Here is a 25164-nt window from a genome sequence, read left to right on the forward strand (position 1 = left end):
ACATTCCGAACATTTTCTCAATAGAATATCAACAATGCCGGAACAATTATCATCATCATCACTATAAGTAACATCATAAAAAGCGGTAAGAGTAACTTGGTATTCAGCTCTTCTCCCTCTCTTTTGGCTAAGTTCAACCTCTCCTCCCAGGCACTCTGTGACTCCATACCAAGTAAAGTACTTAATGTAGATATTCCGCTTTTCCTGTTTTGCTCAAGCAGTGATGCCAACTTCATATACTGCCTCAAAAGACAGCTTCTACCGAACTCCTTATACACAACATTTTCCTGTGTACCTGTTTTCAGCCTTGCAAGAGATTTTGCCATCTCTTCATATGCATACCTTTTTTCCTTGTTCTCACTCTCATAATCCTTCACTATCCCTTCCCATGACTGTCTGACCGAAAGACCTGCACCTATAAATACAATAAGTTTTGATACTATATCGGGATAGTCTTTTAACAATTCTCTTTTTCTCTTTTCAAGCTTTTGCCTGTCATTATTCTTTTCTCTCAGATACAAAAGTATTGCTACAATTATCCCCATTATCCAAATAAGGTGAAAATTTATACCGTCTTCAAGGTGATATGCCAACTTCTTCCCTTCAAAGCTTTCAGGAAGGTAAAATCCCGCCTCTCCCACATCTTTTTTATCTGCAACCGATATATAGTCCTTAAATCTTTTTATAAGACTTTCATCCGCCGACAGAGGCTTAGGCAACACCCTTGCCGGTATGACATAGCTTTCTTCGTAACTTTCATAACTGAGTGTAACACCGATATCTATATCCACACTCTCACTAAGGTTCTCATTGTCCACCTTTCCCTGTATATCAATGATATCGCCGTCTCCGAAATCCCACTTTACACTGAGTCCCAAATCACTTAACTCGCTTACAGGATTCAAATCGGTTGTGATATCTTGCAGTGAAGTATTCTCTCCCGGAAGTATATTAAGTATTTCATCCATACCCTTTTTCATGGCTTCTTTTGCTTCCTCTTGTGAATAAACACGCTTTGATACGGGTATTTCTATCTTTTGTGAACCTTCAAGTAAACCTTCCACCTCTATTTTTACTTCGGTATCATCCTCATCAACATAGGGTCTTTGTATATAATTGGACACTTCAGTATTGTTTAAAAATGTTGAACAGACAATAAACAACATAAAACCTGCTATGACTATAAGCCAATACTTTAATTTATCCGAAAAGATTTTTTTTAGATATTTTTTCATCCGCTACACCTCTATATTTAAAAGTCTTTTTGATATATAGATTGCAAGCAGATATACCGCCAACCCCAAACTCATACATATTCTTCCGATTATTGTCGTGTACATGATATTAAAAAAACCGGGTGAACTGAAATCAATATATAATACGATAAGTAACGGAAATATATTCATCACCTTCTGTTCAAATCTTTTTGCGGCGGTCATAGTTATTATCTCTTCTTTTATCCTTACTTTATCTCCTATCACACCTACGGTATGCGCAATAATACTTTCAAGTTCTCCTCCGCTTCTTTTTGCGATTCTAAGTACCTTTGCAAAGCTTCTTATATCCTCACAACGGCTTCTGTAAGCCAAATCGTCAAAGGCCCTCTCCACGCTTATATTCATATATATAAGCTGACATATATATTCAAACTCCTTTATAATCAGATTGTCCTTCTCATATAAAAGTCTAAGCTCGGTCAATGATTCTTTTACCGAATTTTCAAGTGAATATCCTGCATTTAACAGTGATGAGAGTATCATTATCGCTTCTTTAAACTCATTCAAAAGTCTTCTTTTCTTTGCTTCAATCAACTCTTTTTTCTTTATTTTGGGATATAAAAAGCAAAAAGGCAGAAGAAGAAGAAACATTATTATACTTTTATAAAATATATAAGAAATTAAGCTCAACATTAAAGCCGCATATAAGCTGTACTTCATCCATTCCACAAATGTGAAACTGTAGCTGTCATAGTCTGTAGCCTGTTGCGAGCAGTTTTTGTTTGTCTTTAAGTTCTCCGACTTTTTTATGGATTTTTTCTTCCATATCATACTCATACAGCTTGTTAAGTCCAATCTCACCATTTTCATACGGTAAAACCTCCAAAATCTCAAGCATCTTTCTCTCGCCCTCTCTAAGTCTGCCAAGGTGAATCATAATATCTATTGCACTTGCTATCTGTGATCTTATGGCGACAAGCGGAAGTTCTGCACCGCTTAATACCATAGTCTCAAGTCTTGAAAGCATATCTTTTGCACTGTTTCCATGTCCTGTACTCAGCGAACCGTCATGCCCCGTATTCATAGCCTGAAGCATATCAAGGGCCTCTTTTCCTCTTACCTCACCGACTATTATCCTGTCGGGATTCATTCTGAGTGAAGCTCTTATAAGATCTCCGATACCGATACTTTTATCACCGTTTAATGTGGCGTTCTTAGTCTCAAGCCTCACAATATTTTTTATATGCATCAGCTGCAGTTCCGCCGAGTCCTCTATAGTGATCACCCTTTCACTCTTAGGTATATAGCTTGAGAGTGCATTTAAAAATGTAGTTTTACCTGAATTTGTTCCGCCTGAGATAAAGATATTGTAGCCGGCACACACTAGGACTTCCAAAAACTTTGCACACTCCTCGGACAAGGTCCCGTATGAAATCATCCTGTCCATACTTATAACTTCAGGAAATTTTCTGATTGTTATTATAGGACCGTCAAGCGATATCGGCGGCAATACTATATGTACTCTTGAACCGTCCTCCAGTCTGGCATCCGCAATAGGTGATGAAACATTGACCACTCTGTTTACCTTACTTACAATCTGCTGTATCATATCTTCAAGTACTTCATTGTTTGCAAAGCACTTGTCCCATTTTTCCACTTTTCCACATTTTTCTACAAAGATATCATCTTTTCCGTTCACCATTATCTCCGTGATATCCTTTGCATCCAACAGCTCCTGTAAAATATCCAGTCTTCGAAACGAGTCAAACAGTGCATTCCTTATATTCATTTTTTCTTCAAGCGGGATATAAAAAGAATGTTCCTTATGTATTATCTCTTTATCTATTATCTCATACAGTTCGTCATCATCTATATTCCTAAGATCTGAAAGCTTATCTCTTATTTCTTTTTTCAACTGCTCATAGATACTCTCATTTGACTCAGAATCTTCGGATTTTACCACCTGTATTCTAAGTTCTTCCTCCTCTATTACTTTTCTGTTTAACAAAAGCACCTCCACAATATAAAGCCTGCCAAAAAATAAGGCGCCATAGGCATCATATGCTTATCTCTTAATCCGTATTCACCGTATTTTTCAAGATGTCCGCAGGCAATCACTCTCATACAGTAACCTACGAGCATATTAAATCTTTTAACAAGTTGTGCACTGAAAATCAGATAGATAAGTGCTCCTGCTCCTGCAAATATAAGTGCAATCACGCTCATATTGATGCCCTCATATACTCCCAAAAATCCTATAATCAAAGAGAATAACTTCACGTCTCCTGCACCGAAAAATCTGAGTCTGTAAAGAGCGGAAAAAATAATCAGTGAAATACAAAATCTTATTAAGAAATCTGAATGTAAAATAAAAATACCTGATATAAAATATATTAAAACCAAAACATTCGGTATACGTCTCCAAAATATATCTGTAATTGTTGCGGCTAAGAGCAGGCTTCCCACAATATAATAAACCATATCACGCCCCGCCAACTAAACTTGAAAGTTGTGAGAAAAACTCATGTCTTTTCAATCTGTTAAAATTGAATATATCATCTGAAATACTCTCCCCCGGCGACTTTATCTCACAGAGCTTATGAATGACTTCAGAATACCCGTTTCTGCCCAAAAGTGCTTTAAAATCAGCCACCTTTTTTCTTTCAACTCCGTCCTTCTCTCCTATGACGGGGCAAAAAATTTGTTCACACATATCAAGTATCTGCATTGACCTGCGTCCGATACTTCCGAAATCCAGCACGATAGTTTCAAAAAGATTTGCCGAAAGAATATCATTCATAAATTTTGTTAACTCATTGTCGGAAAGATAAAAAAGATCCTCATTGTATCTGGCAGGTAAAATGATATTCAAATCCTCAACCCGACTTATACATTCTCCAAGTTTTGCAAAGTCCAGATCTCCTGTCTTGTATTCATAGAATATATCAGACAAGTCTTTACTGTTTTCCTTTCTGAGTACCGAAAACACGGAGTCGTACTCATCAAATGAAATAAGTAGGGAGCTTGTATTTGTAGAACAAAAATAAGAATGAATTGCCACAGAAAGGCTTGATCTTCCGCACCGATTTATCGGTGAGTAAACGCCGTAGACTTTTGTATTATTGTGAACTGTGGTAAGCCCGAATGAATCATTCCTTGAAAAAAAGCCCAGCAACTCATCAACTATAGTATGTACACCACAGAATTTAAAAATTGAACAGAACAGCTTTGTCAAATCACTGTATTTTGATTCCACCATCGCGTCATCCGACAAAAGGATAACCGGAAGTCCGGTATCTATGCACTCGTCTACATTGTCAATATCCGTGATAAATGCCACCACATCCATCAAAGAAGTCTCGCTTTTGTACATTTGGAATGATGTGTAGGCGACCGCCTTGAACGGAATCCTGTCCTCCTTAGACAAAAAATCAGATAACTTTAAGGCAAAGCGTATATCCGTATCAATCACCGCTATAATATGCCTCATAAAACTCCTATAGAATTATTTAAAGAAAGGTCCCCAAAAACACAAACTTATATGTGTTCTAATCTCTAGGGTTTCATTGTAATAAAAAAGAGCATAAAAGTCAATGCTCTTTCTTGTATTTATTATATGCTTCTTATACAAACTTACTTGTACGTTTTGTATAAAAATTATTTTGTTCTTGGAATCTGCTCCACATCGTAGCTTCTGTTGTTTAATTTGTCTTTGATCTCCTTAGGCAGTGTAGATTTTCCTATACTTGACATGGCAAGTTCCACTACGGCCTTTGCATATTCCTTTTTATCACTTTCAATAGTTCCAAGCAACTTACCTTCCGCAATAGCGTCCAAAGCTTCCTTGGTACCGTCTATTCCTACCGCCTTTATTCCGGTTATATTGCCCTCTCGGCCTATAGCATCTATAGCTCCGAGTGCCATATCGTCATTGTTTGAAATTACAAGATCGATATTTTTGTACTCCTTCAGCCACTCCTCCATAAGTGCCGAACCTTGAGCCCTCTCCCAGTTTCCTATAGCTCCGTTTAACTTATTTATCGGAATATTGTTCTCCTGTAAGGTCTTTATCACCCACTCGGTTCTGACAAGTGAATCCTGGTGACTCGGCTCTCCTTCAAGAAGCACATAGTTTATCACACCGTCTCCGTCAATATCTATGCTGTGCGGATTTTTATTGTAGGCATCTATTATTATCTTTGCCTGCTCAATACCTGCCGACTTCGGACCTGCCCCGACATAGTAGATATTATCCGCTCTGTTCAAATCGTCATCTACAGGCTTTCTGTTAAAGAACACTATAGGAATACCTGCACCTACAGCAGTCTCAATCATATTTGAAGCCGCAAATCTGTCCACCACATTTATCAAAAGCACATCATAGTTGAGTGAGACAAATCTCTCCACCTGATGATTTTGTGTATTCTGATTGTCCTTGGCATCCACCACTTCAAGATTTATCTTGATATCATGTTCCTTCTCATACTCCTTTACATACTCTTCAATCTCCTGTCTGACATTTGAAATAAATGTATCGTCAAACCTGTAAAGACAAAGCCCCAACTTTATAACATTTTTCTTGGGCGTCTTAGTGCAACCCGTCATAAAAGCAGCGCTTATCACAACGCTCACAACCAAAACCAATGCAATAATATTATTATATTTCCTCTTCATTTTACTCCCATATGCTTACTCTACAGGAAAAAGCTGTTTTACTATATCTTCATCCTTCAAACTTTCCTTATCAAGCAATATATTTTTCATATCGACATTTGATGTATAACCTGTCTTTTTAAGGTCCGCCATCAGCATCTCTACAGCCAAATATGCCTCATCATACTCATTCAATGTGGAAAGCGCATCAATATTTCCGTCATCCAGCTTATTTACAAACAATGTGGTTGCTCCAATACAATAAAACCCTTTTATATGCTCATTGTATACACTGCTTCCGCCAATTATTTTACATAGATTATCACTGCTGTGTTTATCAAGTGAGAATATATATGCACTCTTTTTGCTGTGTACCAAATCTTCAATAGCAGTACGAAACTCTCTCTCATCTCCCTCTATAAATACAGTATGTGCATCCTTTGATTTTAAAAACCCTATTTCAGACTTCACTCCCGCAGACTCGATATTATTATAAAACACATAGATCGGAGAAGAACCGTCATAGTTTTTTGCAAATTTATTATAAAGTCCTGTAATCATATCCACATAGTCAATATTTATAGTCCTCCTTGATGTGACTATATTTGCACTTGAGCCGCCAATTTTCTTTGTATCAAATACATCCGCATCCTTTGACTTTATTACCACCATAGCTACCTTTGTCATATCCTGCTTCAGATCATCTTTTGCAAGCACTATTATCCCGTTTGTACCGTTATCTTCTTCAGACTCTATCAGCTCTTTTTGACTTGCACTGCCGAGTGTGAGCAGGTTTATATCAATGTTATATCTCTTGGCGGCATCATCCACACCCTTTTTCAGATTGGCATACTCGCCCTCATTCTCACTGTCAAGAATAAGCGAAACCTGATACACCTTAGGCGAGTTTTCTTTAAGTATAAGATCGGTCTGTGACAGTATAAAAAGTAAGACTATTGAGAAGAACCATGCTGTCCAAATATATATCTTATTTATCTTCATTTTTCTCTCCGTAAACTATAGCAGGCAGGTGAATAGTAATTTTGGTTCCTTCATCAGGCTCGGACTCTACAAAGAGTCCGTATTCAGCACCGAAGTACAACTTTATTCTCTCATTCACATTCTTGACTCCTATACCCGAGCCTCTCTTACTCGGCACAATATCCTTACTTAAAAGTGTAGCTACCACATCCTCACTCATACCCAGTCCGTTGTCGGTTATTGTAAAATAAAGCTCATCGTTTTCTTTGAACACTCTTACATCTATTTCACCGTCACCGTCCATAAACTCCATACCGTGGTATATTGCATTCTCTACAAGAGGCTGTAACATAAGCTTAAGTGACGAATACTCCGATACATCATCGTCCACTTCGATACTGTATTCAAATCTGTTTTTGAAACGCATACTCTGTATCATAAGATAGTTTCTTACATGCTCCACTTCATCTCTTACAGTGATGATATTTTTACCCTTGCTCAGTGATATTCTGAAAAATTTTGCAAGTGCGGTCACAATGCTCACCGCTTTATCCGGCTTCTCATTCTCAATCATCCACACTATTATATCCAAAGTGTTATAAAGAAAATGCGGGTTTATCTGAGACTGCAAAGTATCAAACTCGCTTTTTCTTTTGGCATTGTGTTCCGCCACCAGATCCGACATCAAGACCTTTATCCTGCTTAACATATTCCTTATGGAATTGCCCAGATGCTGCACCTCATACGAGCCGCTTGGCAATATCTCCACATCCAGATTGCCGCTTTCTATCTCTCTAACACTGTTATCAAGACGGCTTATAGGATTTGATATTCTGTTTGAAATATAGGCATTTACCATTGCCAGTAAGAATAGAAATAAATCCGCCACAAACAGTACAAAGAGTCGAAACTTCATACTGTCCACATTGATTGCCGCGCTTCCTGTTACTCCCACAAGCTTCCAACCTGTATATCCTATAGTCCTTACATTGACTGTGAGCTTCTTTCCGCCTATATTCTCAACGCTGATACCGTCTTTTAAACCTGCCGCATACTTGTTGTTTTCAGTAAAGCGACCCGCATATATCTCATTTTGTCTCGGATGCCAGATAATATCTCCCTTATCATTTATCAGATAGATATAGCCGCCGTTTCCGAGATTTACATTGGAGAACAGCTCTTCAAAGAACATATAGTTTAAGTTTATAAGCAATACCGCCTGTGTCGCCTTGCCCTCGCTTGTCACCTCCACGGCTCTTGACATCGACATTACCCATGAATAACTGTTTTCATTTTGGTCAAAAAGATTTCTGATATGCGGCATTGAAAAATAAATATATTCACTCTCCGCCATACTCTTTTTAAAAAAATCTCTTTCAGACACATTGATTCCGTCCTTAAGTCTAAGCGCAGGCATAGACTCTATCAGGGTGCCGTCTCCGGCTATCAAAGCGATATCGTCAATCATATTGTCATTGTTGACATATAGGAGATTCATACCGTTTTTTATATCGTCACCGGATATATCCGTGTTCTTGATTACATTGTAGTAGATGGAATCCGAAATCTTCATAACATTTCTAAGATATGAATCTATGGACTCACCCACCTGACCTATTATGCCTGCATTCTCCTCAATGATTGTCTCATTAAGACTGTCCGTGAACCTTTGAAACATTATAAGGCTTATCAGCGCTATGGCTACAATAGCCGTCACTGTAAAGTATATAAAGATGGAGCTTCTGATACTAAGGTTTTTATTACTGAATTTTTTTATAATTAGTCTCTTATCCATATCAGCCTTGCTGCCTGTATTTTGACGGCGATACGCCGTACTTTTTCTTGAATACATAGCTGAAATAGTTCTGGTCGGCATATCCTACTTTTTCAGCTATAATATAGGTCTTTTCATCGGTAGTCTTTAAAAGCTCCACAGCCTTTTGCAATCTCAAATTGGTAAGAAAGTTTACATAGGATATACCCATTTCTTTTTTAAAGTTTGTGGAAAATCTTGCAACAGATACATGAAGGTACTTGCAAAGTTTTTCCAATGAAAGCTCTATATCCGCATAATTTTCTTCAATATAATTTTTTGCCTCGTCAAGCACTTTCTTTGATGTGGTAACTCTGTCCTCTCTTATCCTGTGTGCTATATTTATACTGGCCTCAAGCAGCCACTCTCTGAAACCTCCCGTATCCTTTATCTTATCAAGGAGGTCTATATAGTCTGTAGCCGTCTTTGTAAGTACGGAAAGTTCAAGTCCGTAGTCTTGCACCATACTGATAATAACATTTATTACATTTATCATATATGACTGGTACTGACTTGAATGTGCCTTGGACTCCTTAAGCTTTGAGAAAATTTTTTCCACATAGTCGATTATATTCTCATCACTTCCGAACTTAAGTATATTTATATATTCCTTGGCCTCTATGTCCTCAAACCTGAGTCTTAAAGCCTCAACAGGTTGCATATCCTTTATATATATGACTTCTCCCGTGCCCACAATACCTCTGTACCCAAGTGCTTCCTTTGCAAGAGTATATGACTGATGCAACTTTGTAATATCATCCACACTGATTCCGAGTCCGATAGTCAGATTCACTCCTATTACTCTTATAACATCCTTTATAGCCTCCGAGAGTACGGACATTATATAGTTTTTTGACATCTTATCGGGCAGTCCTACTATTACCGCTATACTTGACTCGGAGTACATGGAAAATACTTCCGCCTGTAACATGTTTTCAAGGTTTTCCATCAAGTTGACCTTTACAGATATCGGAATCAGCTCCTTATTAACTATTGCACTGTCTGTATCATCTATATGAACGGTAGCCACAATGTATTTGCCCACGTCTTTCAGATTTATATCATACTCGGCAAGTGCATAGTCGATCTCGCTCTTGCCGATATTTCCATGTATCAGTCCGTTCAAAAACTGCTCTCTGAGTATAGGAATACTTGCAAGATAGCTGCTCTTAAGCTTTTCAATATCTCTTTTTTTGTACAGCTCGTCATCCAAAGTCTTATGTACTTTCCTGAGTATCTCTGTCAGCTCTACTGCGGATACGGGCTTTAATACATATTCTATTACGCCCATCTTTATAGCTTCTTTGGCATAGTCAAAGTCGTCAAAGCCTGAGAATATAATGGACTTTATAAGCGGATATCTTATATTTATTTCTTTTATCAGCTCAAGCCCGTCCATATAGGGCATTCTTATATCTGTAAATACAAGGTCGGGGTTCAGATTTTCTATCTTTTCAAGTGCCTCCACTCCGTTTTCGGCATCTCCGACCACCAAAAATCCTTCTTCTTCCCAGTTTATCTTCTTTATGATACTCTTTCTGACTTCTTCCTCGTCATCCACAAGCAGTATCTTATAATGCTCCTTCATATCAGAGTTCCAATACTATTGTAAAAGGTCCGTCGTTTTCAAGCGATACCTTCATATCCGCACCGAAGACTCCGCATTCCGTATGTATATCGGACTTCTTTCCAAGTTCCACCATATATTCATAAAGTCTCTTTGCTTCATCAGGTGATCCCGCTCCTATAAAGCTCGGTCTGTTGCCCTCTTTACAGTTTGCAAGCAGAGTAAACTGTGATACCAAAAGCAGTTCTCCGCCTACATCTCTTAACGATAAATTGGTTTTGCCGTTTTCATCTTCAAATATTCTAAGCTTTAACAACTTGTTAAAGTATTTTCCCACAACCTTCTCATCATCATCTGCGGCTACTCCGACAAACACCAAAAGCCCTTTATTTATCTTTCCTACTTCTTTTCCTTCTATCTTTACATCCGCACGGTTTACTCTTTGTATTACTAATTTCATATTCCTCCTAAAATGACCTTATATCATCGTCTTCTTTGTTTATTTCAATGGACATTATCTTTACAAAATATCCTCCGTCACCTACAGGTACTTTTACCCTGTCTCCTTTTTTCTTGCCGACTATGGCCTTACCTATAGGAGACTCTATGCTGAGTCTGCCCTCAAGCGAATCACCTCTTATAGATGTAACTATTTTGAATTTTTCACTTTCATCATCGTCTTCAAAGTAAAGTTCAACTTCCTTACCTATTCCGACCTCGTCATCATTTGTCTTATCTTCGTATACATGACAAAACCTGAGCATTCTCTCCAAATAGTTGATTCTGCTTTCATTTTTGTTTTTCTCTCTCTTGGCTGCATAGTATTCAAAGTTTTCAGATAAGTCGCCCTGTGCTCTGGCTTCCTTCACCGCCTCTATAAGTTGCGGTCTGAGCACAAGCTTTCTCTCTTCAATCTCAGCCTCTATCTTTTTTATATCCTCTTTTGTAAGCGTCTCTGCCATAAACCCATCCGTAATATTTTTCTATAAAACAAAAGAGTAGTAAAAAACTACTCTTTTTTTAAACCCAAAGTGACGGCTTTGCTTATTGACGCCTAGCAGAGCTAGGTGGGTTACCTCACCCTGATATCTGTCTTCTACCTATAGCAGCACGACATCCAAACAGAGCTCTTTGGAATCCCATAAATCATAATGTAGGTTCAAAATTGGCAAAGTTATCGCTCACCCCAGGATTTTTTATCTATACTCAGATTATAATACAAATTATAAATTTTTCAATATATTTGACACTGTATTTTGAATTTTCTTTAAATTATTTGAAATAAAAAAGACCGGAAGCCATACTTAAAGTAAAAAGGTATACAAACAGCCTGTCCGCATACCTTATATATTATTTATATGTCTCTTTTATAAGCCTATGTGGGATATACCAATCTGTCCTCTTTGATATCTTTCAGTACCTCATCAAGATACTTTGCAGCCACATACTTTGCCATAGGCAGGTTGATATCAAGGTAATTGCCGCAGTCCTTTGCACAGGCTCCGGGTACTTCACCTTCAAAGTCCTTGATAAATGTAAACATCTCCTTAAGAAGTGAAACTATATCCTTTGACTCGTAATCTCCGTTTAAGAGCAGATAAAAACCTGTCCTGCATCCCATCGGCCCGAAGTAGAGTATATTTTTTCCCCACTCCTTATGATTTCTAAGGAATGTGGCTCCAAGATGCTCTATTGCATGAAGCTCTGCAGTATTGATAACCGGCTCAAAGTTCGGTCTGGTCATTCTTATATCAAATGTCGTAACAACTCTGTCTCCGACCATATCTTTTCTTGATACATATACACCCGGTAAAAGCCTCAAGTGGTCTATTGTAAAACTTGTAATTTTCTCCATATAATCTCCAAACTATATATTTTCTACCTGTAGGTTTCTCATTGCATTGATTATGCAAAGTACGGTAACGCCCACATCTGCGAACACCGCTTCCCACATAGTACCAAAACCTATGGCTGCAAGCAATAAGAAAATCACCTTTACACCTATAGCAAATGCAATATTTTGCTTTGCGATACTCATTGTTCTCTTGGCTACCTTGATACCTCTCACCATATTGTCGAGGTTGTCATCCATTATCACCACATCTGCAGCCTCTATAGCCGCATCCGAACCTATACCGCCCATGGCAATACCTACATCTGCTCTTGCAAGTACCGGAGCGTCGTTGATACCGTCGCCCACATAGGCAAGAGTATTCTTTTCTGCAAGTATCTCTTCAAGCTTGTCCACCTTATCCTGTGGCAAAAGCTGTGCATATGCATAGTCAAGCCCAACTTCTCTTGCCACGATGTCTGCAACTTCTTTTGTATCTCCGGTAAGCATAACATTTTTTTGTATACCGATATTTTTAAGTGCGGCAAGACTTTCCTTGGCGCTCTCTTTTATCCTGTCGTTGATTACTATGGTTCCGAGGAACACATTGTTCCTTGCTACATATACTATAGTTCCGAAGTCGTCACATTTTTCAAACTCGATATTGTTTGATGTCATAAGCTTGTCGTTACCTACAAGCACCGTTTCACCGTCAAGTTTTATACTGATACCCTGACCTGCAACCTCGGTTAAATCACTAAGTCTTTCTGAGAGATTGCCGTCTGAGCCATCTTCTTTAAGCTCCTCATAAGCTTTTTTGATTGAAACCGCTATAGGATGTGATGAATATTCCTCAGCAAATGCCGCATTTTCAAGTAATTCCGCATCCGATACATTGTTCGGATAAATCTTTACCACCTCAAACACTCCTGCCGTAAGAGTACCTGTCTTGTCAAACACAAAGGTCTTTGCACCTGATAAAAGTTCAAGATAATTGCTTCCCTTTATCAGTACACCTATCTTTGATGACGCACCGATTCCGCTGAAGAAGCTGAGCGGTATTGCTATAACAAAGGCACATGGACAGGAAACAACCAAAAATGTCAAGGCTCTGTAAATCCAAGTGGTAAACCCTGTATCCGGGAATATAAAAGGCGGAATAATCGCAAGTGCCAATGCCGCAAAAACCACTATCGGAGTATATACACCGGCAAACTTTGATATGAAGTTCTCAGTCTTTGACTTCTTTGCCGCCGCATTCTCCACAAGATCAAGTATCTTACTTGCGGTAGACTCGCTAAACTCCTTTGTAACCTCAAGACTTAGCAGTCCGTCCTTATTTATACTTCCGCTGTATACATGGTCTCCTACATTCACACTTCTCGGAACCGACTCACCTGTAAGTGCGGAGGTATCAAGCATGGCTCTTCCCGATACCACAATACCGTCAAGCGGAATTATCTCTCCGGCCTTTATCTGTATCTTAGCCCCAATCTCCACATCATACGGATCCACGGTTTCCACGCTGCCGTCTTCTTTTATAAGATTGGCATAGTCGGGTCTGATATCCATCATATCTGATATTGACTTTCTGGATTTGTTGACTGCAAGTGACTGTAAAAACTCACCCACCATATAAAACAGCATAACTCCTACCGCCTCAGGGTACTCACCTATTATTATGGCACCTACAGTGGCAATAGTCATAAGGAAGTTTTCATCAAAGACCTTTCCTCTTTTTATATTGGAAAAAGCCTTCAACAAAACATCTTTTCCTACTATTATATATGCAACTATAAATACTGCAAAGCTGACCCAATTTGAATATTGAAAGCCAAGCTTTGAAATTATGATTGCAATGATATAGAACACCGCAGCCACAATTATTTTCCTTAACATCTTCTTTTGCTTATCGTTCATAATACCCTTCTATATGGTTAAGCTTTATGCTCTCTTTACTTCTACATCAGGTTGTTCAACCTTTATTATCTCCATAGCCTTCTCAATGATTTCATTCATCTTCTCAGCCTCGGCTTCCAATGTGCACTTTAATGTCATGAAGTTGATATTTGCACTTGTAATACCCTCAATAGCCGCAAGCTTTCTCTCAAGCTTTGCCGCACAGTCTGCACAATCTAAACCTTCCAACTTATAAACTCTTTTCATTTTCTTTCTCCTTTTTGATGTTCTTTACATATATGAGTTACATGTATGATACCTGTTTCAAATATCTCTTTTACATGTTCATCATCCAATGAATAATATACTTCTTTACCTTCTCTTCTGGCTCTTACCAACTTGGCTTTTTTTAATGTACTAAGCTGATGTGATACCGCCGACTTTGTCATACCCAATACTTCACAAATATCCAGTACACAAAGTTCGTGTACATTCAATGACCAAAGTATCTTTATCCTTGTGAGATCTCCAAATACCTTAAACAGCTTTGAAAGTGATTCAATTATCTCAGAGTCAAGCATATCGGTTTTTGCCTTACCTACCGCTTCTTCTCTATCCAAACTTTATACTCCTTTACCTCCTTTAGTTGAACATATGCTCAACTGTTATGTCACTATTATAGTTGAATATATGCTCAACTGTCAAGAGGAATTTAAAAATTCCCAAAAAATATAGGCCTTTATTAAGAACCTGAATCCTGAAATAAAAACCTATATATTTTAATATTACTTTGAGAATCTCTCAACCTGTGATCTCATAAGCTCCACATCGTCAAAGTAGTTTATTCTCATGGCCGCCTTAACTTCTGCAAGTGTATTTGCAGCTTCGTTTCTTGCTATTTCACAGTTTTTCTTTAACATATCATAGATAGCCGGTATATCCTTCTCAAACTCGGCTCTCTTCGCTCTGATAGGTGCCAAAGTATCTTCCATGACATTCGCTAAAAACTTCTTCACCTTCATATCTCCAAGACCGCCGCGAGTATAATGCTCTTTTAACTCGTCAAGTGACTTATACTCCGGTAAAAACTTTTCAAAATCCTCAGGCTTTGAGAAAGCTTCAAGATATGTAAATACGGTATTTCCTTCAAGATGTCCCGGGTCGCTTACCTTAATATGAAGCGGATCCGTATACATGGTCTTTATGGCTGCGGCTACAGTTTTCTCGTCGTCGGACAGATAGATACAGTTGCCAAGTGACTTACTCATCTTTGCTTTTCCGTCAGTACCCGGAAGTCTCTTTGCAGCCTCCTCACTTGGAATAAGCGCTTCAGGTTCAACCAAGGTATCACCGTATACCGAATTGAACTTTCTTACTATCTCTCTGGTCTGCTCAATCATAGGCAGCTGGTCTTCACCTACAGGCACTGTAGTAGCTTTAAAAGCTGTGATATCCGATGCCTGTGATATAGGATATGTGAAGAATCCTACCGGTATACTGTTTTCAAAATTTCTAATTCCGATCTCGGCCTTAACTGTAGGGTTTCTTTGAAGTCTTGAAACCGTAACAAGGTTCATATAGTAGAAGCTCAGCTCTGTAAGCTCAGGTACCATTGACTGTATAAAGATGGTTGACTTTTCAGGGTCAAGTCCGCAAGCCAGATAGTCAAGTACCACCTCTATAATATTCTGTCTTACCTTCTCAGGATTTTCCATATTGTCGGTAAGCGCCTGTGCATCCGCCACCATTATAAAAATCTTTTTGAACTCTCCTGAATTTTGGAGTTCAACTCTTCTTTTCAGAGATCCTATATAATGTCCCACATGCAGCTTGCCTGTAGGACGGTCTCCTGTAAGTATTATCTTATCCATTTATTATTTCTCCTTTATCTCTAAGTAATGCCACCGTCAATCCGAAAAATATCCATAAAAGCGGTGTCACTACAGGTAAATTCAGGTTTACAACAGCCTGAGTGGCATAGCAGATAACTGCTATTGCAGATGCATACAGATACGGTAATGAAGAAGAATCTCTCAAATACATTACCTTGGTTCTAAGCGCCTTCACACTCGGCATTATAAGTCCCAATATATATGCAACAGTTGCTATAGGTCCCAGTGTAAACAAAAACTGTATGTATTCATTGTGAGTCGCATCAAAAATCTGTCCTGTAACCGACTGCATCTCTTCATTCCTAAGAAGACTTATATATATACCGAATGTATCCGGACCGCTTCCTACAATCTTATGTAAAAGCGGAAACTTCATATACTCCTCGATGGCCGCTCTCCAAATATAACCTCTGAATGTACCCCAAGAGTCATTGAATATAAAATAGTTTGCAAGTGAACCGTATTTGGCGGTAGCCTCGGCTACATTTGAATTTATCTTTACACCTAAGAATATCAGTCCTAAAAATACTATAACAATTATGCCCAACCATATATATCTGAGTGTCTTTAAAAGCGCTTCATTATCTTTAGCATTTTTCTTATTCTTATAAGCGACAAAGTACATTGAAATCACTGCTATAAGAAGCAATACTATCACAAGATCCAGATATTTGAAATCGCTGATAAAATCATAAAGACCTGAGATTCCAAGCACCTTATCTGAATATACTGTATTGATAAGCTTTATTATTCTTATTCCCAGCAGGTAGGTAAATATTGTAAGTACAAATCTTCTTACCCCCTCCATACTTCTGAAAGCTACAAAAGGCATAAGCCCGAAGAATGCAGCCAGTGTAAGATAACCGTTATCTGATGTACCCATTGCAAGTGCAATAAAGTTCATCAGCATTATCAAGTAGTAAAATACAAGCTTGCCTATAGACTCACCTTTATTCTTACCGTTATCAAGAGGTGATGTGATAAACAAAGTTCCGGATATCGCTATGTAAAATGCCAAAACAGCCGTATATGTATTTATATTTCCGATTGTCGATGTAAATATCGGCCACTGTGCGGCATCTATATTCTCCTTAAACTGAAGTATATCCATATTGAAGTAATCTGTATATCCGAACAGACATATCGGAATACTTATCGCAAGAAATACTGTAAAATATACCTTACTGAATGAGAAGAGTCTGCTTAATATAAAATATATGGCGACATACAGTGATATAAGGAAAAGTCCCGAGTATCTACCGTTTTCTCCCGTTACAGCCTGTCTTATAAACTGCCCTGCAAATAATGTGGACAGTACGGTCATAACCATAAATACCGTTATACATATATCCCATATATCAAACTCTTCTTTAAACCAAGCCGAAAAACCCTTTGAATGCAGCTTATCAAAAAAGTTCTTAAAGCCGCCGCCAAATCCGCTTATCACTATCAGCGCAAGTATCATAAGGACGGTCAGTATCACTACCGTATAGAACTTTGTCTGTAGTATATCATAATAATAATAATTGTAGACCAAAGGGAAGATGGTAAACATGGCAAGCAGCCAAAGTCCAACTATCACATTTGATGCGTTAAGTAATTTTCTCTTAGAATTCATATATCCTCCACACCTACAGCATAAGGAATACAGCTATAGGATTTAGTCTTGATAAAAATACTAAAAACGGACTGCACTCTATCATTGCCGAAAGGCTTGCTCCCATCTTGGTGGTCGAAAACGCGATAATAAAGATACAGACAATCCAATATATTATCAGTCCCGTAGCAAATCCCGCTATTGCACCGAATATCTGGTTGAGTCCTCCAAGTACCGGCAGTCTTGTAAGAAGCCTGTTCCCCTTAAAAAGTATCCCAAGTACCAGCCATACGAATATGAACGATCCTGCAAAACTTATTGCATTTACAGTCATCTGTGTGACATAGCTTGCTATATAGTCTGAAAATGTATATACGCCCAGCTTTTCATAGAATTTTCTGTCATCGTTTTTCTTCAAAACATCCTTCACCTTTGTAGGTACATTGAGCTTATCTATCGCCATACTCCTGCCCATATCGGACTCGGTATCTCCCTGCATATTTTGAAGTCCTATCTTTTCATAGATTGTAGTCAAAACAAATTGATTTATCTTAGTATTTTCCTGTAACTGATTTCTTATATATGGATTTACTACATTCAGAGCAATCACACTTGATAACAGCGCCAAGAGGCCTATTGAAAGTTTCAACAGTCCTCTTTGGTATCCGCGCACTATCATCAGAAGTAAGAAGAAAAACACCGATACTTCCAAAAAACTAAAACACATTATATTTTAAAATGCTCCTCTCTCAGTATCAATCTGCCTTCCTTGTCATACTTAGGCTTGAATATCGACTTGAATATTCCGGCCTTTTCCGCCATATCGGCAGCGTGGTCAATTAAGCTTCTGGAATTTTTCTTATTTAGCGGTGTGCCGTCTTCAAGCATATAGTCGGCTCTTTCTTCTATAGCTTCCATCGTCTTACCTTCAAGCACACATTCAATCTCTTTTATATAGTCGGCAGCATATAAAATAAACTCGTTTAATGCCATCGGCCTGTTATCAGGTGTTATTATCTGAACTTCAGGTATAGACTCATCCGTATAGTTGACTTCTTCCTCATCCGGCTCTTTGTCAGGTGCTTTTACCTTCTCAGGCTTTGCTGCGTTATATTCTGCAACAGGCTCTCTTACCATACTTACCTTACTCGACTGTGATTCATCTACAATATTTTCATTATCCTCATCTGCGTTATTGTCTTCCTGTTCCTCGCTGCTGCTTGGATTATAGAGCTTTATTGACTCTGACTCCTTAATTTCGGATATTTCAAATTTTAAGCTGTCATCTCCGTATATCTTTCTTAAGATTTCTTCCACACTGTCAAAATCAGACTTCTTTGCAGGCTCACTTTCCTTGCTCTCAGCCGCCTCAGTATTTGCAGTTGCAACTTCTTCGGTAGCGTTCTTAGGCTTTTCGCTCTCTCTTTCCTTGATTACAATATTTGCAACTATGTTCTTTTTCTTTACAGGAACTTCTTCCTCTCTGAGAACAAGACTCATACCGTAAAGCAAATCATTTGATGCAAGCAGCATCTCTATTCCCTCAATGGTGTCTGAGAATACCACTGTCTCCTTGCCGTCTTTTATAAAATCTATAAGTTCCGCAATGGTTTTGTCGTCAAGTTCTCCGGCCTCCACTATGATAAGGTCCTTGCCCTTTATCTTTTCATATGAGTTTTTCACTCCTCTGGAGTTGAGACTTAAGGCACCGATTTTTAATACGGAACGCTTTATCTTGGTAAGTGTGTTCACTTCCTTCAAAACTTCAATAGCATTTTCAAGTGCCTTTTGTGCCGTTATTCCCTCAACGACTATTGAACCCGGTCTTCTCATCAAAAACTCCTTAGGTTCTCTTTGTTTCGGTGCTCTTGCCTTCATAACCTTACCATGTACCGACAAATCTGTTTCATTTTCATCCGGCACTTCCTCTACACTCTCTTCAATCACTACGGTTTCATCCCCTTTTTGCTCTTTAGGTTCTGCAATATTTTCCTTTATAACTCTCTTCACCTCTTTAGGCTCAGATTCGGCTAAAGGTTTTATACCTTCTATTTTGGCTACAGGCTTATCCGTAGGCTCATTATGCGTCTCTACATCCTGTGTCTCTACATCATTGCTGCCTTCATCCACAATATTATCGTCTACTTCTTCTACAGTAACGGTAGGCTCTTCCACATCTTCTACAATTTCGGTAATCTCAGGCTCTACAATTATCTCACTTGGAGTCTCTCCTCTTTTCACCTTTGTGACAAAAGTTCTCTCCTCCTTGGTGTAGTATACTTCTTCATCATCAATCACTTCCATCTTGGATTCGCTCTTTACACTGCTTTGTACTACATCTTTTTGCTCTTTTCTCTGTGCAATGACACCTGAAACCGTAGGAACTCCGGTCTCCACTTCCTCATCAAAGTAGCTGTTTATCAAATCGTCATTGTCAAATATCGGAGCCTTCTTTTCAGGCACATAGTTTTCCAAAACCTTTGTAGAAGCGGTCTGTGTAACGGTTATATTTTGCTGAGGTTCTTTATTATCCGAATCATCCTCGGTACCGTTCTCTTTTATCCCTGCTTCATTACTTTCAGGTATATCTTTTGAAGCTTCCTTTTCCTGACCGATACTGCTTAGAGTAGGAACATCTTCAAAGTCATCCTCATATTCAACCTCGGCTCTTTCCATAGAGTCGTTCACATTAGGATAAATCTTTTCCGCATCGTCACTTATCAGTATATTAGGCTCAATCTCCATATCCTCATGTTCAGCTCTGCTTATATGAGTCTTAGGCAATCCCATACTGTCAAAGTGATTGCTTATTCTTGATTTTCTTCTTTCAGCCATAACAGGCGGAGCGACGAATCTGCTGTGCTTTACCCTCTCAACTTTTTCCATTCTGGCTCTTACTTCTTCATCTATTTCTTCCATTGATGAAGCGTTCTTATTCCTGCTCATCTCGTCCAGATTGGCTTTTGCAATGGCTATACTTCTCTTTAACTCTAATTCAAATTCCGGGTTCACACTCTCCCCCTTAAATGTAGTCTCTGATATCCTGGTTTCATTTACTCCCGTATTCCTCGGAAAAAGTTCCGTACTTATAGGAGCACTGTCACTTACATCCGTCTTTTCATTGCCGAGGCTTATAGTAGTCTTTTTGTTTTCCCTCGGTTTATATGCGCTCATATCATCAAGATTCAGACTCGGATAATTTTCTCTGTCTCCGCTCTCATATTTTTCCGCAAGAGTATTGAGTCTTTCCTCGTAATATTCCTTATTTTCCACCATATCAAGCTGTTTTGAGCTTAGAGGGCAACCTGTAGACTCCTTAAGCTCTGCAGCCTTATCTACATACTCACCGACACTAAACAGAAGCATTATCTCATCACAGGTCTTAATACAGTCTTCTATTCTGCCTGCCTTTGCATACAGCTGTGCAAGTTCAAACTTCCACTCCTCATCCATCTTTTCAATATCGTTATACTTTTCAAGAATTCTTATCTTCTTGTCAATACCCTCGCCCTTTGCATTTGCAATATGGTATTCCATCAGATATTTTCTACTGTCTTGAGGCGATATTTCCGTGTACTCCTTGTAATACTCCTGCGCCTCTGAAATATCTCCCTCTTTTATTGCAAGCATTGCAAGTTTATATAAAACTCTCTTACCTACCGGTGCCCTGTCATAGGACAAAAGCAGTATTTCTCGGGCTTCCTTGTATTCATTATTTTTTTCATAGACCTCGGAAACCATTGCCAACAAATCTGCTTTATGGACTCTTCTCCAGTCAATTGTATCGGTGATTCTCATAGCGGCCTTATAATCTCCGCTTTTCACCAATTTGTTCAATTGTTCAACCTTTAAATTAAATTCATATTTATCCATGCTTGCCAAACCTCAAGATTATAATTTTGAACACACTCTTAGAGTGCCCTTCTTCCCTCAAGTGCCCTCAAAAGAGTCACTTCATCAATATATTCCAAATCCCCGCCTACAGGGACTCCGCTTGCTATCCTACTCACCTCTATACCTGTGGGTTTTATAAGTTTCGCTATATACATTGCTGTAGTCTCTCCCTCAAGCGTAGAATTTGTGGCAATAATGACTTCATTCACATCGCCCTCAAGTCTTTTTATAAGTTCTTTTAACTTTATATCCGCCGGACCTATTCCCAGCATCGGTGATATCGCACCGTGCAGAACATGGTACACACCGTTATATTTTCCCGTCTTTTCATATGCCGCCAAATCTCTTGTGTTTTCCACGACCATTATGGTCTTATGATCTCTTCTCTCATTGGCACATATCGGACATATATCCCCGTCCGTTAAGGTACAACATTCCTTGCAATAATGCACATTGCCCTTTGCGTCCCTTATCGCATCGGACAATGAGTTTACCTGCTCACTTGACATTCCTATTATGTGAAAAGCAAGCCTTTGTGCGGACTTTGCTCCTACACCCGGTAGCTTGGAAAGTTCCTCTATAAGCTTGCTGATATGACTGCTATAATAATCCATTAGAACGGCAGCTTCCCTGCTCCGCCTGCGATGCCGCCCATAAGCGCAGAATGTTCTTCTTCCATCTTTCTGAGAGCCTCATTTGTAGCCGCCATTATCAAATCTTCCAACATCTCCACATCGTCAGGGTCTACAACCTCTTTGTCGATAGAAACCTTGGTAACTTCTTTCTTACCTGAGATAGTGATACTTACCGCACCGCCTCCGGCACTTGCACTAAACTCCTTGCTCTCAAAAGCCGCACTTTGCTCTTCCATCTGCTTTTGCATCTTCTGAGCCTGCTTCATCAACTGATTTATATTTCCCGGCATCATACCTCCACCGAAACCTCCACGCTTTGCCATAAAATTCTCCTTACTGTTCTATGATAATATCTGTATTGATAACAGATTTTATCTCATCTATTGAAACATATCTTGTATTTCTTACAACCTTATTTTCCCTTAAAGAGACTTCGATTGCAATATCTTTTCCATATTTTTCACTCAAATATGCGTGTAAATCAGATATGGTCCTCTCGGTATTTCCCATATCATAGTACATCTTATTGTAAAAAACCACATTGATACCGCCTGTCTTAATCGGCTCCACATCGGCTTCCTTATACACACTGCCGGCCTTGCCGCCTATATGCTCCACTATGCTGTTCCAGTCTTTTTTTATAGTCATAAAATCATCATAAGTGGCCTTGGGAAGTTCTATAACTTCTTCATTTTCATGTTTCGGGACTTCAGGGGTATCGCTGTTTTGTATTACCGTACCTGTTCTTATCCCTGATTCAAGCTTTGACAATCTCTCAAGCACGCTCTCAAGGTTTTCTTCCATCTGCGGTGTCATAAGTCTTATAAACTCAAGTTCGGCCACAACTCTTTTTTGAGTGGCACTCTTTAGCTTGTTTGACAACTCCGACAGGTTTCTAATATAACGCATAAGTGTCTCTTTGGAAACAGCACTTGCCTTTTCTTTTAAATTTTGTAAGTTTTGCTGTGACATATCCACAAGCGTACTGTCACTTTGAGTGGACTTAAGTATCAATATATTTCTGAGGTACCATAAAAAATCCGTTACAAACTGTCCTATCTCCTTACCGTCTATTACGGCATCATTTAGGATATTCAAAACATCTATGGTATTACCTGTCATAATCCCGTCCAGGAGACTATTGAATATACTTATATCCGAAGCCCCCAGTATATCAAGTACCGCATCAAAGGTTATCTTCTCATTTTGTAAGAATGAAATACACTCGTCCAAAAGACTGAGCGCATCTCTCATCGCCCCGTCGGCAGCCTTCGCGATATAGTCAACCGCTCTGTCTTCTATATCGACTCCCTCGAACTTACAAAGCTCCTTAAGTCTCTGTGATATAGTGTCCATACTTATTCGCTTGAAGTCATATCTTTGACATCTTGACAGCACAGTTATAGGTATCTTATGTACCTCTGTGGTTGCCAGAATAAATATAACATATTGCGGCGGTTCTTCAAGAGTTTTCAAAAGTGCATTGAACGCTCCGCTTGAGAGCATATGCACCTCATCTATAATGAAGACCTTATACCTGCCGAAAGTCGGCGGATACTGCACCTGCTCTTTGATATCTCTTATATTGTCCACACCGTTATTGGATGCCGCATCTATCTCCACAACATTGATAGAGGTCTCACTAAGTATTGATTTACAGGTAGGACATTCATTGCACGGCCCGGCCTCTGTAGGATGCTCACAGTTTAGCGCCCTTGCCATTATCTTTGCGATACTGGTTTTACCGGTACCTCTTGTACCGCAGAAAAGATACGCATGTGATATCCTTCCGGTTTTCAATTGGTTTTTTAATGTCTTTGTTATCGCTTCCTGACCTACTACCTCATCAAAATTTGAAGGTCGAAACTTCCTATATAATGCTGTATAAGCCATTTGCTTCCTTTCTACTTATCACCAAAGCTTATTCCGACAAGCCTTGCTTCATTTACAAGTGAAGACTCCGGATCCACATATTTCAACTTACCTGCCGACTCGCTCAGTGATATATCCGTGACCTCGGTACCTTTAAGTACCACGAGTCTGCCGTACTGCTTGTTTAATATAAGCTTTGCTCCGTGTGCTCCGAGTCTGGTAGCCAACGCCCTGTCGTAAGGGTTTGGAGCTCCGCCCCTTTGTGTATGTCCCGGAACCGTCACTCTGACCTCCACCCCTGTCTCCTGACTTAGGATATCACCTATTTCATAGCTGATAGACGGATATCTGTCCGCATTCTTTAATCTTTTCTTTTTAAGTTCCTTCTTTGAAAGAGCCGCATCTTCTTTTGAGATTGCTCCCTCGGCTACTGCAAGTATTGTAAATCTCTTGCCTTCGGCCTCTCTAAGTTTTATGGCATCCGCAATCTTTTTGATATCATAAGGTATCTCAGGTATCAGTATAATATCCGCACCGCCTGCAAGTCCTGCATAAAGTGTAAGCCAACCTACCTTATGTCCCATTACTTCCACAATAAACACTCTGCTGTGTGAAGCCGCTGTGGTATGTATACAGTCGATAGCATTGGTAGCTATATCCACCGCACTTTGAAAACCGAAGGTCATATCCGTACCGTACAGATCATTGTCTATGGTCTTTGGCAGTCCGATAACATTCAGTCCCTCTTCACTTAAAAGATTGGCCGTCTTTTGTGAACCGTTACCTCCGAGTACTACAAGACAATCAAGTTTCAGCTTCTTATAAGTAGACTTCATTGCCTCCACCTTATCCATGCCGTTTTCATCAGGCTCTCTCATAAGTTTGAAAGGCTGACGGCTGGTTCCAAGCATAGTACCTCCTGTGGTCAATATACCTGAAAAATCCGAGGGCTTCATCACCCTGTACTCTTCATACATCAGTCCTCTGTATCCGTTCAGAAAACCTGTTATCTCCACTTCTTTATCAGATTTGTATAGACTCTTTGCCACACCGCGCATTGTTGCGTTCAGTGCCTGACAATCTCCACCACTTGTTAGCATACCAACTCTTAGCATATATAACTCCTTTTGCACAAAGTCGAAACAAAATTACTGCCTCAAAATTTAAGCATTGTATTTAATTATAACCTAATTTTATTCATTATACAACAAAAAAAGCCCTTCCCAATAGCTCACTGTCTATCAAGTAGGACCTTCACTGCGCCTTCAGGGACTCGAACCCTGGACAAATAGATTAAGAGTCTACTGCTCTAC

General features: G+C 39.1%; 23 protein-coding genes and 1 other RNA gene. All 24 read right to left on the reverse strand.

Annotation, left to right across the window (positions count from 1 at the left end; translation table 11 throughout):
• Positions 1 to 17: 17 nt before the first annotated feature.
• Positions 18 to 1235: a hypothetical protein gene (locus tag ACO6FI_RS08150; protein WP_485456902.1), complete on the reverse strand. Its 1218-nt coding sequence runs from the start codon at positions 1233 to 1235 to the stop codon at positions 18 to 20.
• Between the two features lie 3 nt (positions 1236 to 1238).
• Positions 1239 to 2081, reverse strand: a complete 843-nt coding sequence (locus tag ACO6FI_RS08155; RefSeq protein ID WP_485456918.1) for a type II secretion system F family protein — start codon at positions 2079 to 2081, stop codon at positions 1239 to 1241.
• The gene (locus ACO6FI_RS08160; RefSeq protein ID WP_485456903.1) at positions 1966 to 3225 is read right to left on the reverse strand and encodes a TadA family conjugal transfer-associated ATPase; all 1260 of its coding nucleotides are present in this window, start codon (positions 3223 to 3225) and stop codon (positions 1966 to 1968) included. Before ACO6FI_RS08160 ends, ACO6FI_RS08155 begins: the two co-directional genes overlap by 116 nt.
• Positions 3219 to 3698 carry a prepilin peptidase gene (locus tag ACO6FI_RS08165; RefSeq protein WP_485456904.1) on the reverse strand — a complete coding sequence of 160 codons (480 nt, stop codon included), beginning with the start codon at positions 3696 to 3698 and terminating at the stop codon, positions 3219 to 3221. Before ACO6FI_RS08165 ends, ACO6FI_RS08160 begins: the two co-directional genes overlap by 7 nt.
• Before the next feature lies 1 nt (position 3699).
• A complete protein-coding gene (locus ACO6FI_RS08170) occupies positions 3700 to 4707 on the reverse strand; it encodes a P-loop NTPase family protein (protein ID WP_485456905.1) in 1008 nt (335 codons plus the stop codon).
• A gap of 167 nt (positions 4708 to 4874) precedes the next feature.
• A complete protein-coding gene (locus ACO6FI_RS08175) occupies positions 4875 to 5891 on the reverse strand; it encodes a galactose ABC transporter substrate-binding protein (RefSeq protein WP_485456906.1) in 1017 nt (338 codons plus the stop codon).
• Between the two features lie 15 nt (positions 5892 to 5906).
• Positions 5907 to 6872, reverse strand: a complete 966-nt coding sequence (locus ACO6FI_RS08180; protein WP_485456907.1) for a hypothetical protein — start codon at positions 6870 to 6872, stop codon at positions 5907 to 5909.
• The gene (locus ACO6FI_RS08185) at positions 6859 to 8646 is read right to left on the reverse strand and encodes a cache domain-containing sensor histidine kinase (RefSeq protein WP_485456919.1); all 1788 of its coding nucleotides are present in this window, start codon (positions 8644 to 8646) and stop codon (positions 6859 to 6861) included. The genes ACO6FI_RS08180 and ACO6FI_RS08185 overlap by 14 nt, the downstream gene beginning before the upstream one ends.
• Position 8647: 1 nt before the next feature.
• Positions 8648 to 10252, reverse strand: a complete 1605-nt coding sequence (locus ACO6FI_RS08190; protein WP_485456908.1) for a response regulator — start codon at positions 10250 to 10252, stop codon at positions 8648 to 8650.
• 1 nt (position 10253) lies between these two features.
• Positions 10254 to 10691, reverse strand: a complete 438-nt coding sequence (gene dtd / locus ACO6FI_RS08195; RefSeq protein WP_485456909.1) for a D-aminoacyl-tRNA deacylase — start codon at positions 10689 to 10691, stop codon at positions 10254 to 10256.
• Between the two features lie 7 nt (positions 10692 to 10698).
• Positions 10699 to 11193 carry a transcription elongation factor GreA gene (gene greA, locus ACO6FI_RS08200; RefSeq protein WP_009446805.1) on the reverse strand — a complete coding sequence of 165 codons (495 nt, stop codon included), beginning with the start codon at positions 11191 to 11193 and terminating at the stop codon, positions 10699 to 10701.
• A gap of 57 nt (positions 11194 to 11250) precedes the next feature.
• Positions 11251 to 11427, reverse strand: a non-coding RNA gene (gene ssrS, locus ACO6FI_RS08205) — 6S RNA.
• A 179-nt stretch (positions 11428 to 11606) separates the two neighbouring features.
• Positions 11607 to 12086, reverse strand: coding sequence for an S-ribosylhomocysteine lyase (locus ACO6FI_RS08210; protein WP_485456910.1), 480 nt, complete (start codon positions 12084 to 12086; stop codon positions 11607 to 11609).
• A gap of 12 nt (positions 12087 to 12098) precedes the next feature.
• The gene (locus ACO6FI_RS08215) at positions 12099 to 13982 is read right to left on the reverse strand and encodes a heavy metal translocating P-type ATPase (RefSeq protein ID WP_485456911.1); all 1884 of its coding nucleotides are present in this window, start codon (positions 13980 to 13982) and stop codon (positions 12099 to 12101) included.
• A gap of 24 nt (positions 13983 to 14006) precedes the next feature.
• Entirely contained in the window at positions 14007 to 14228 is a 222-nt protein-coding gene (locus ACO6FI_RS08220) for a cation transporter (protein ID WP_060930946.1), read from the reverse strand.
• Positions 14225 to 14581 (reverse strand): ArsR/SmtB family transcription factor, encoded by a 357-nt coding sequence (locus tag ACO6FI_RS08225; protein WP_485456912.1) that lies wholly within the window; start codon positions 14579 to 14581, stop codon positions 14225 to 14227. Before ACO6FI_RS08225 ends, ACO6FI_RS08220 begins: the two co-directional genes overlap by 4 nt.
• Positions 14582 to 14746: 165 nt before the next feature.
• The gene (trpS, locus tag ACO6FI_RS08230; RefSeq protein WP_485456913.1) at positions 14747 to 15832 is read right to left on the reverse strand and encodes a tryptophan--tRNA ligase; all 1086 of its coding nucleotides are present in this window, start codon (positions 15830 to 15832) and stop codon (positions 14747 to 14749) included.
• Positions 15825 to 17471, reverse strand: coding sequence for an O-antigen ligase family protein (locus ACO6FI_RS08235; protein ID WP_485456914.1), 1647 nt, complete (start codon positions 17469 to 17471; stop codon positions 15825 to 15827). Before ACO6FI_RS08235 ends, trpS begins: the two co-directional genes overlap by 8 nt.
• A gap of 13 nt (positions 17472 to 17484) precedes the next feature.
• Positions 17485 to 18177 (reverse strand): CvpA family protein, encoded by a 693-nt coding sequence (locus tag ACO6FI_RS08240; protein ID WP_009446146.1) that lies wholly within the window; start codon positions 18175 to 18177, stop codon positions 17485 to 17487.
• Entirely contained in the window at positions 18177 to 21323 is a 3147-nt protein-coding gene (locus ACO6FI_RS08245) for a tetratricopeptide repeat protein (RefSeq protein WP_485456915.1), read from the reverse strand. Before ACO6FI_RS08245 ends, ACO6FI_RS08240 begins: the two co-directional genes overlap by 1 nt.
• A gap of 38 nt (positions 21324 to 21361) precedes the next feature.
• Positions 21362 to 21958 carry a recombination mediator RecR gene (recR, locus tag ACO6FI_RS08250; protein ID WP_009446144.1) on the reverse strand — a complete coding sequence of 199 codons (597 nt, stop codon included), beginning with the start codon at positions 21956 to 21958 and terminating at the stop codon, positions 21362 to 21364.
• Entirely contained in the window at positions 21958 to 22302 is a 345-nt protein-coding gene (locus ACO6FI_RS08255) for a YbaB/EbfC family nucleoid-associated protein (protein ID WP_009446143.1), read from the reverse strand. The genes recR and ACO6FI_RS08255 overlap by 1 nt, the downstream gene beginning before the upstream one ends.
• A gap of 10 nt (positions 22303 to 22312) precedes the next feature.
• Positions 22313 to 23872 (reverse strand): DNA polymerase III subunit gamma/tau, encoded by a 1560-nt coding sequence (gene dnaX, locus ACO6FI_RS08260; RefSeq protein WP_485456916.1) that lies wholly within the window; start codon positions 23870 to 23872, stop codon positions 22313 to 22315.
• Positions 23873 to 23883: 11 nt separating this feature from the next.
• Entirely contained in the window at positions 23884 to 24966 is a 1083-nt protein-coding gene (locus ACO6FI_RS08265; RefSeq protein ID WP_485456917.1) for a 6-phosphofructokinase, read from the reverse strand.
• Between the last annotated feature and the right edge of the window lie 198 nt (positions 24967 to 25164).

Source organism: Lachnoanaerobaculum sp. (assembly GCF_057250505.1).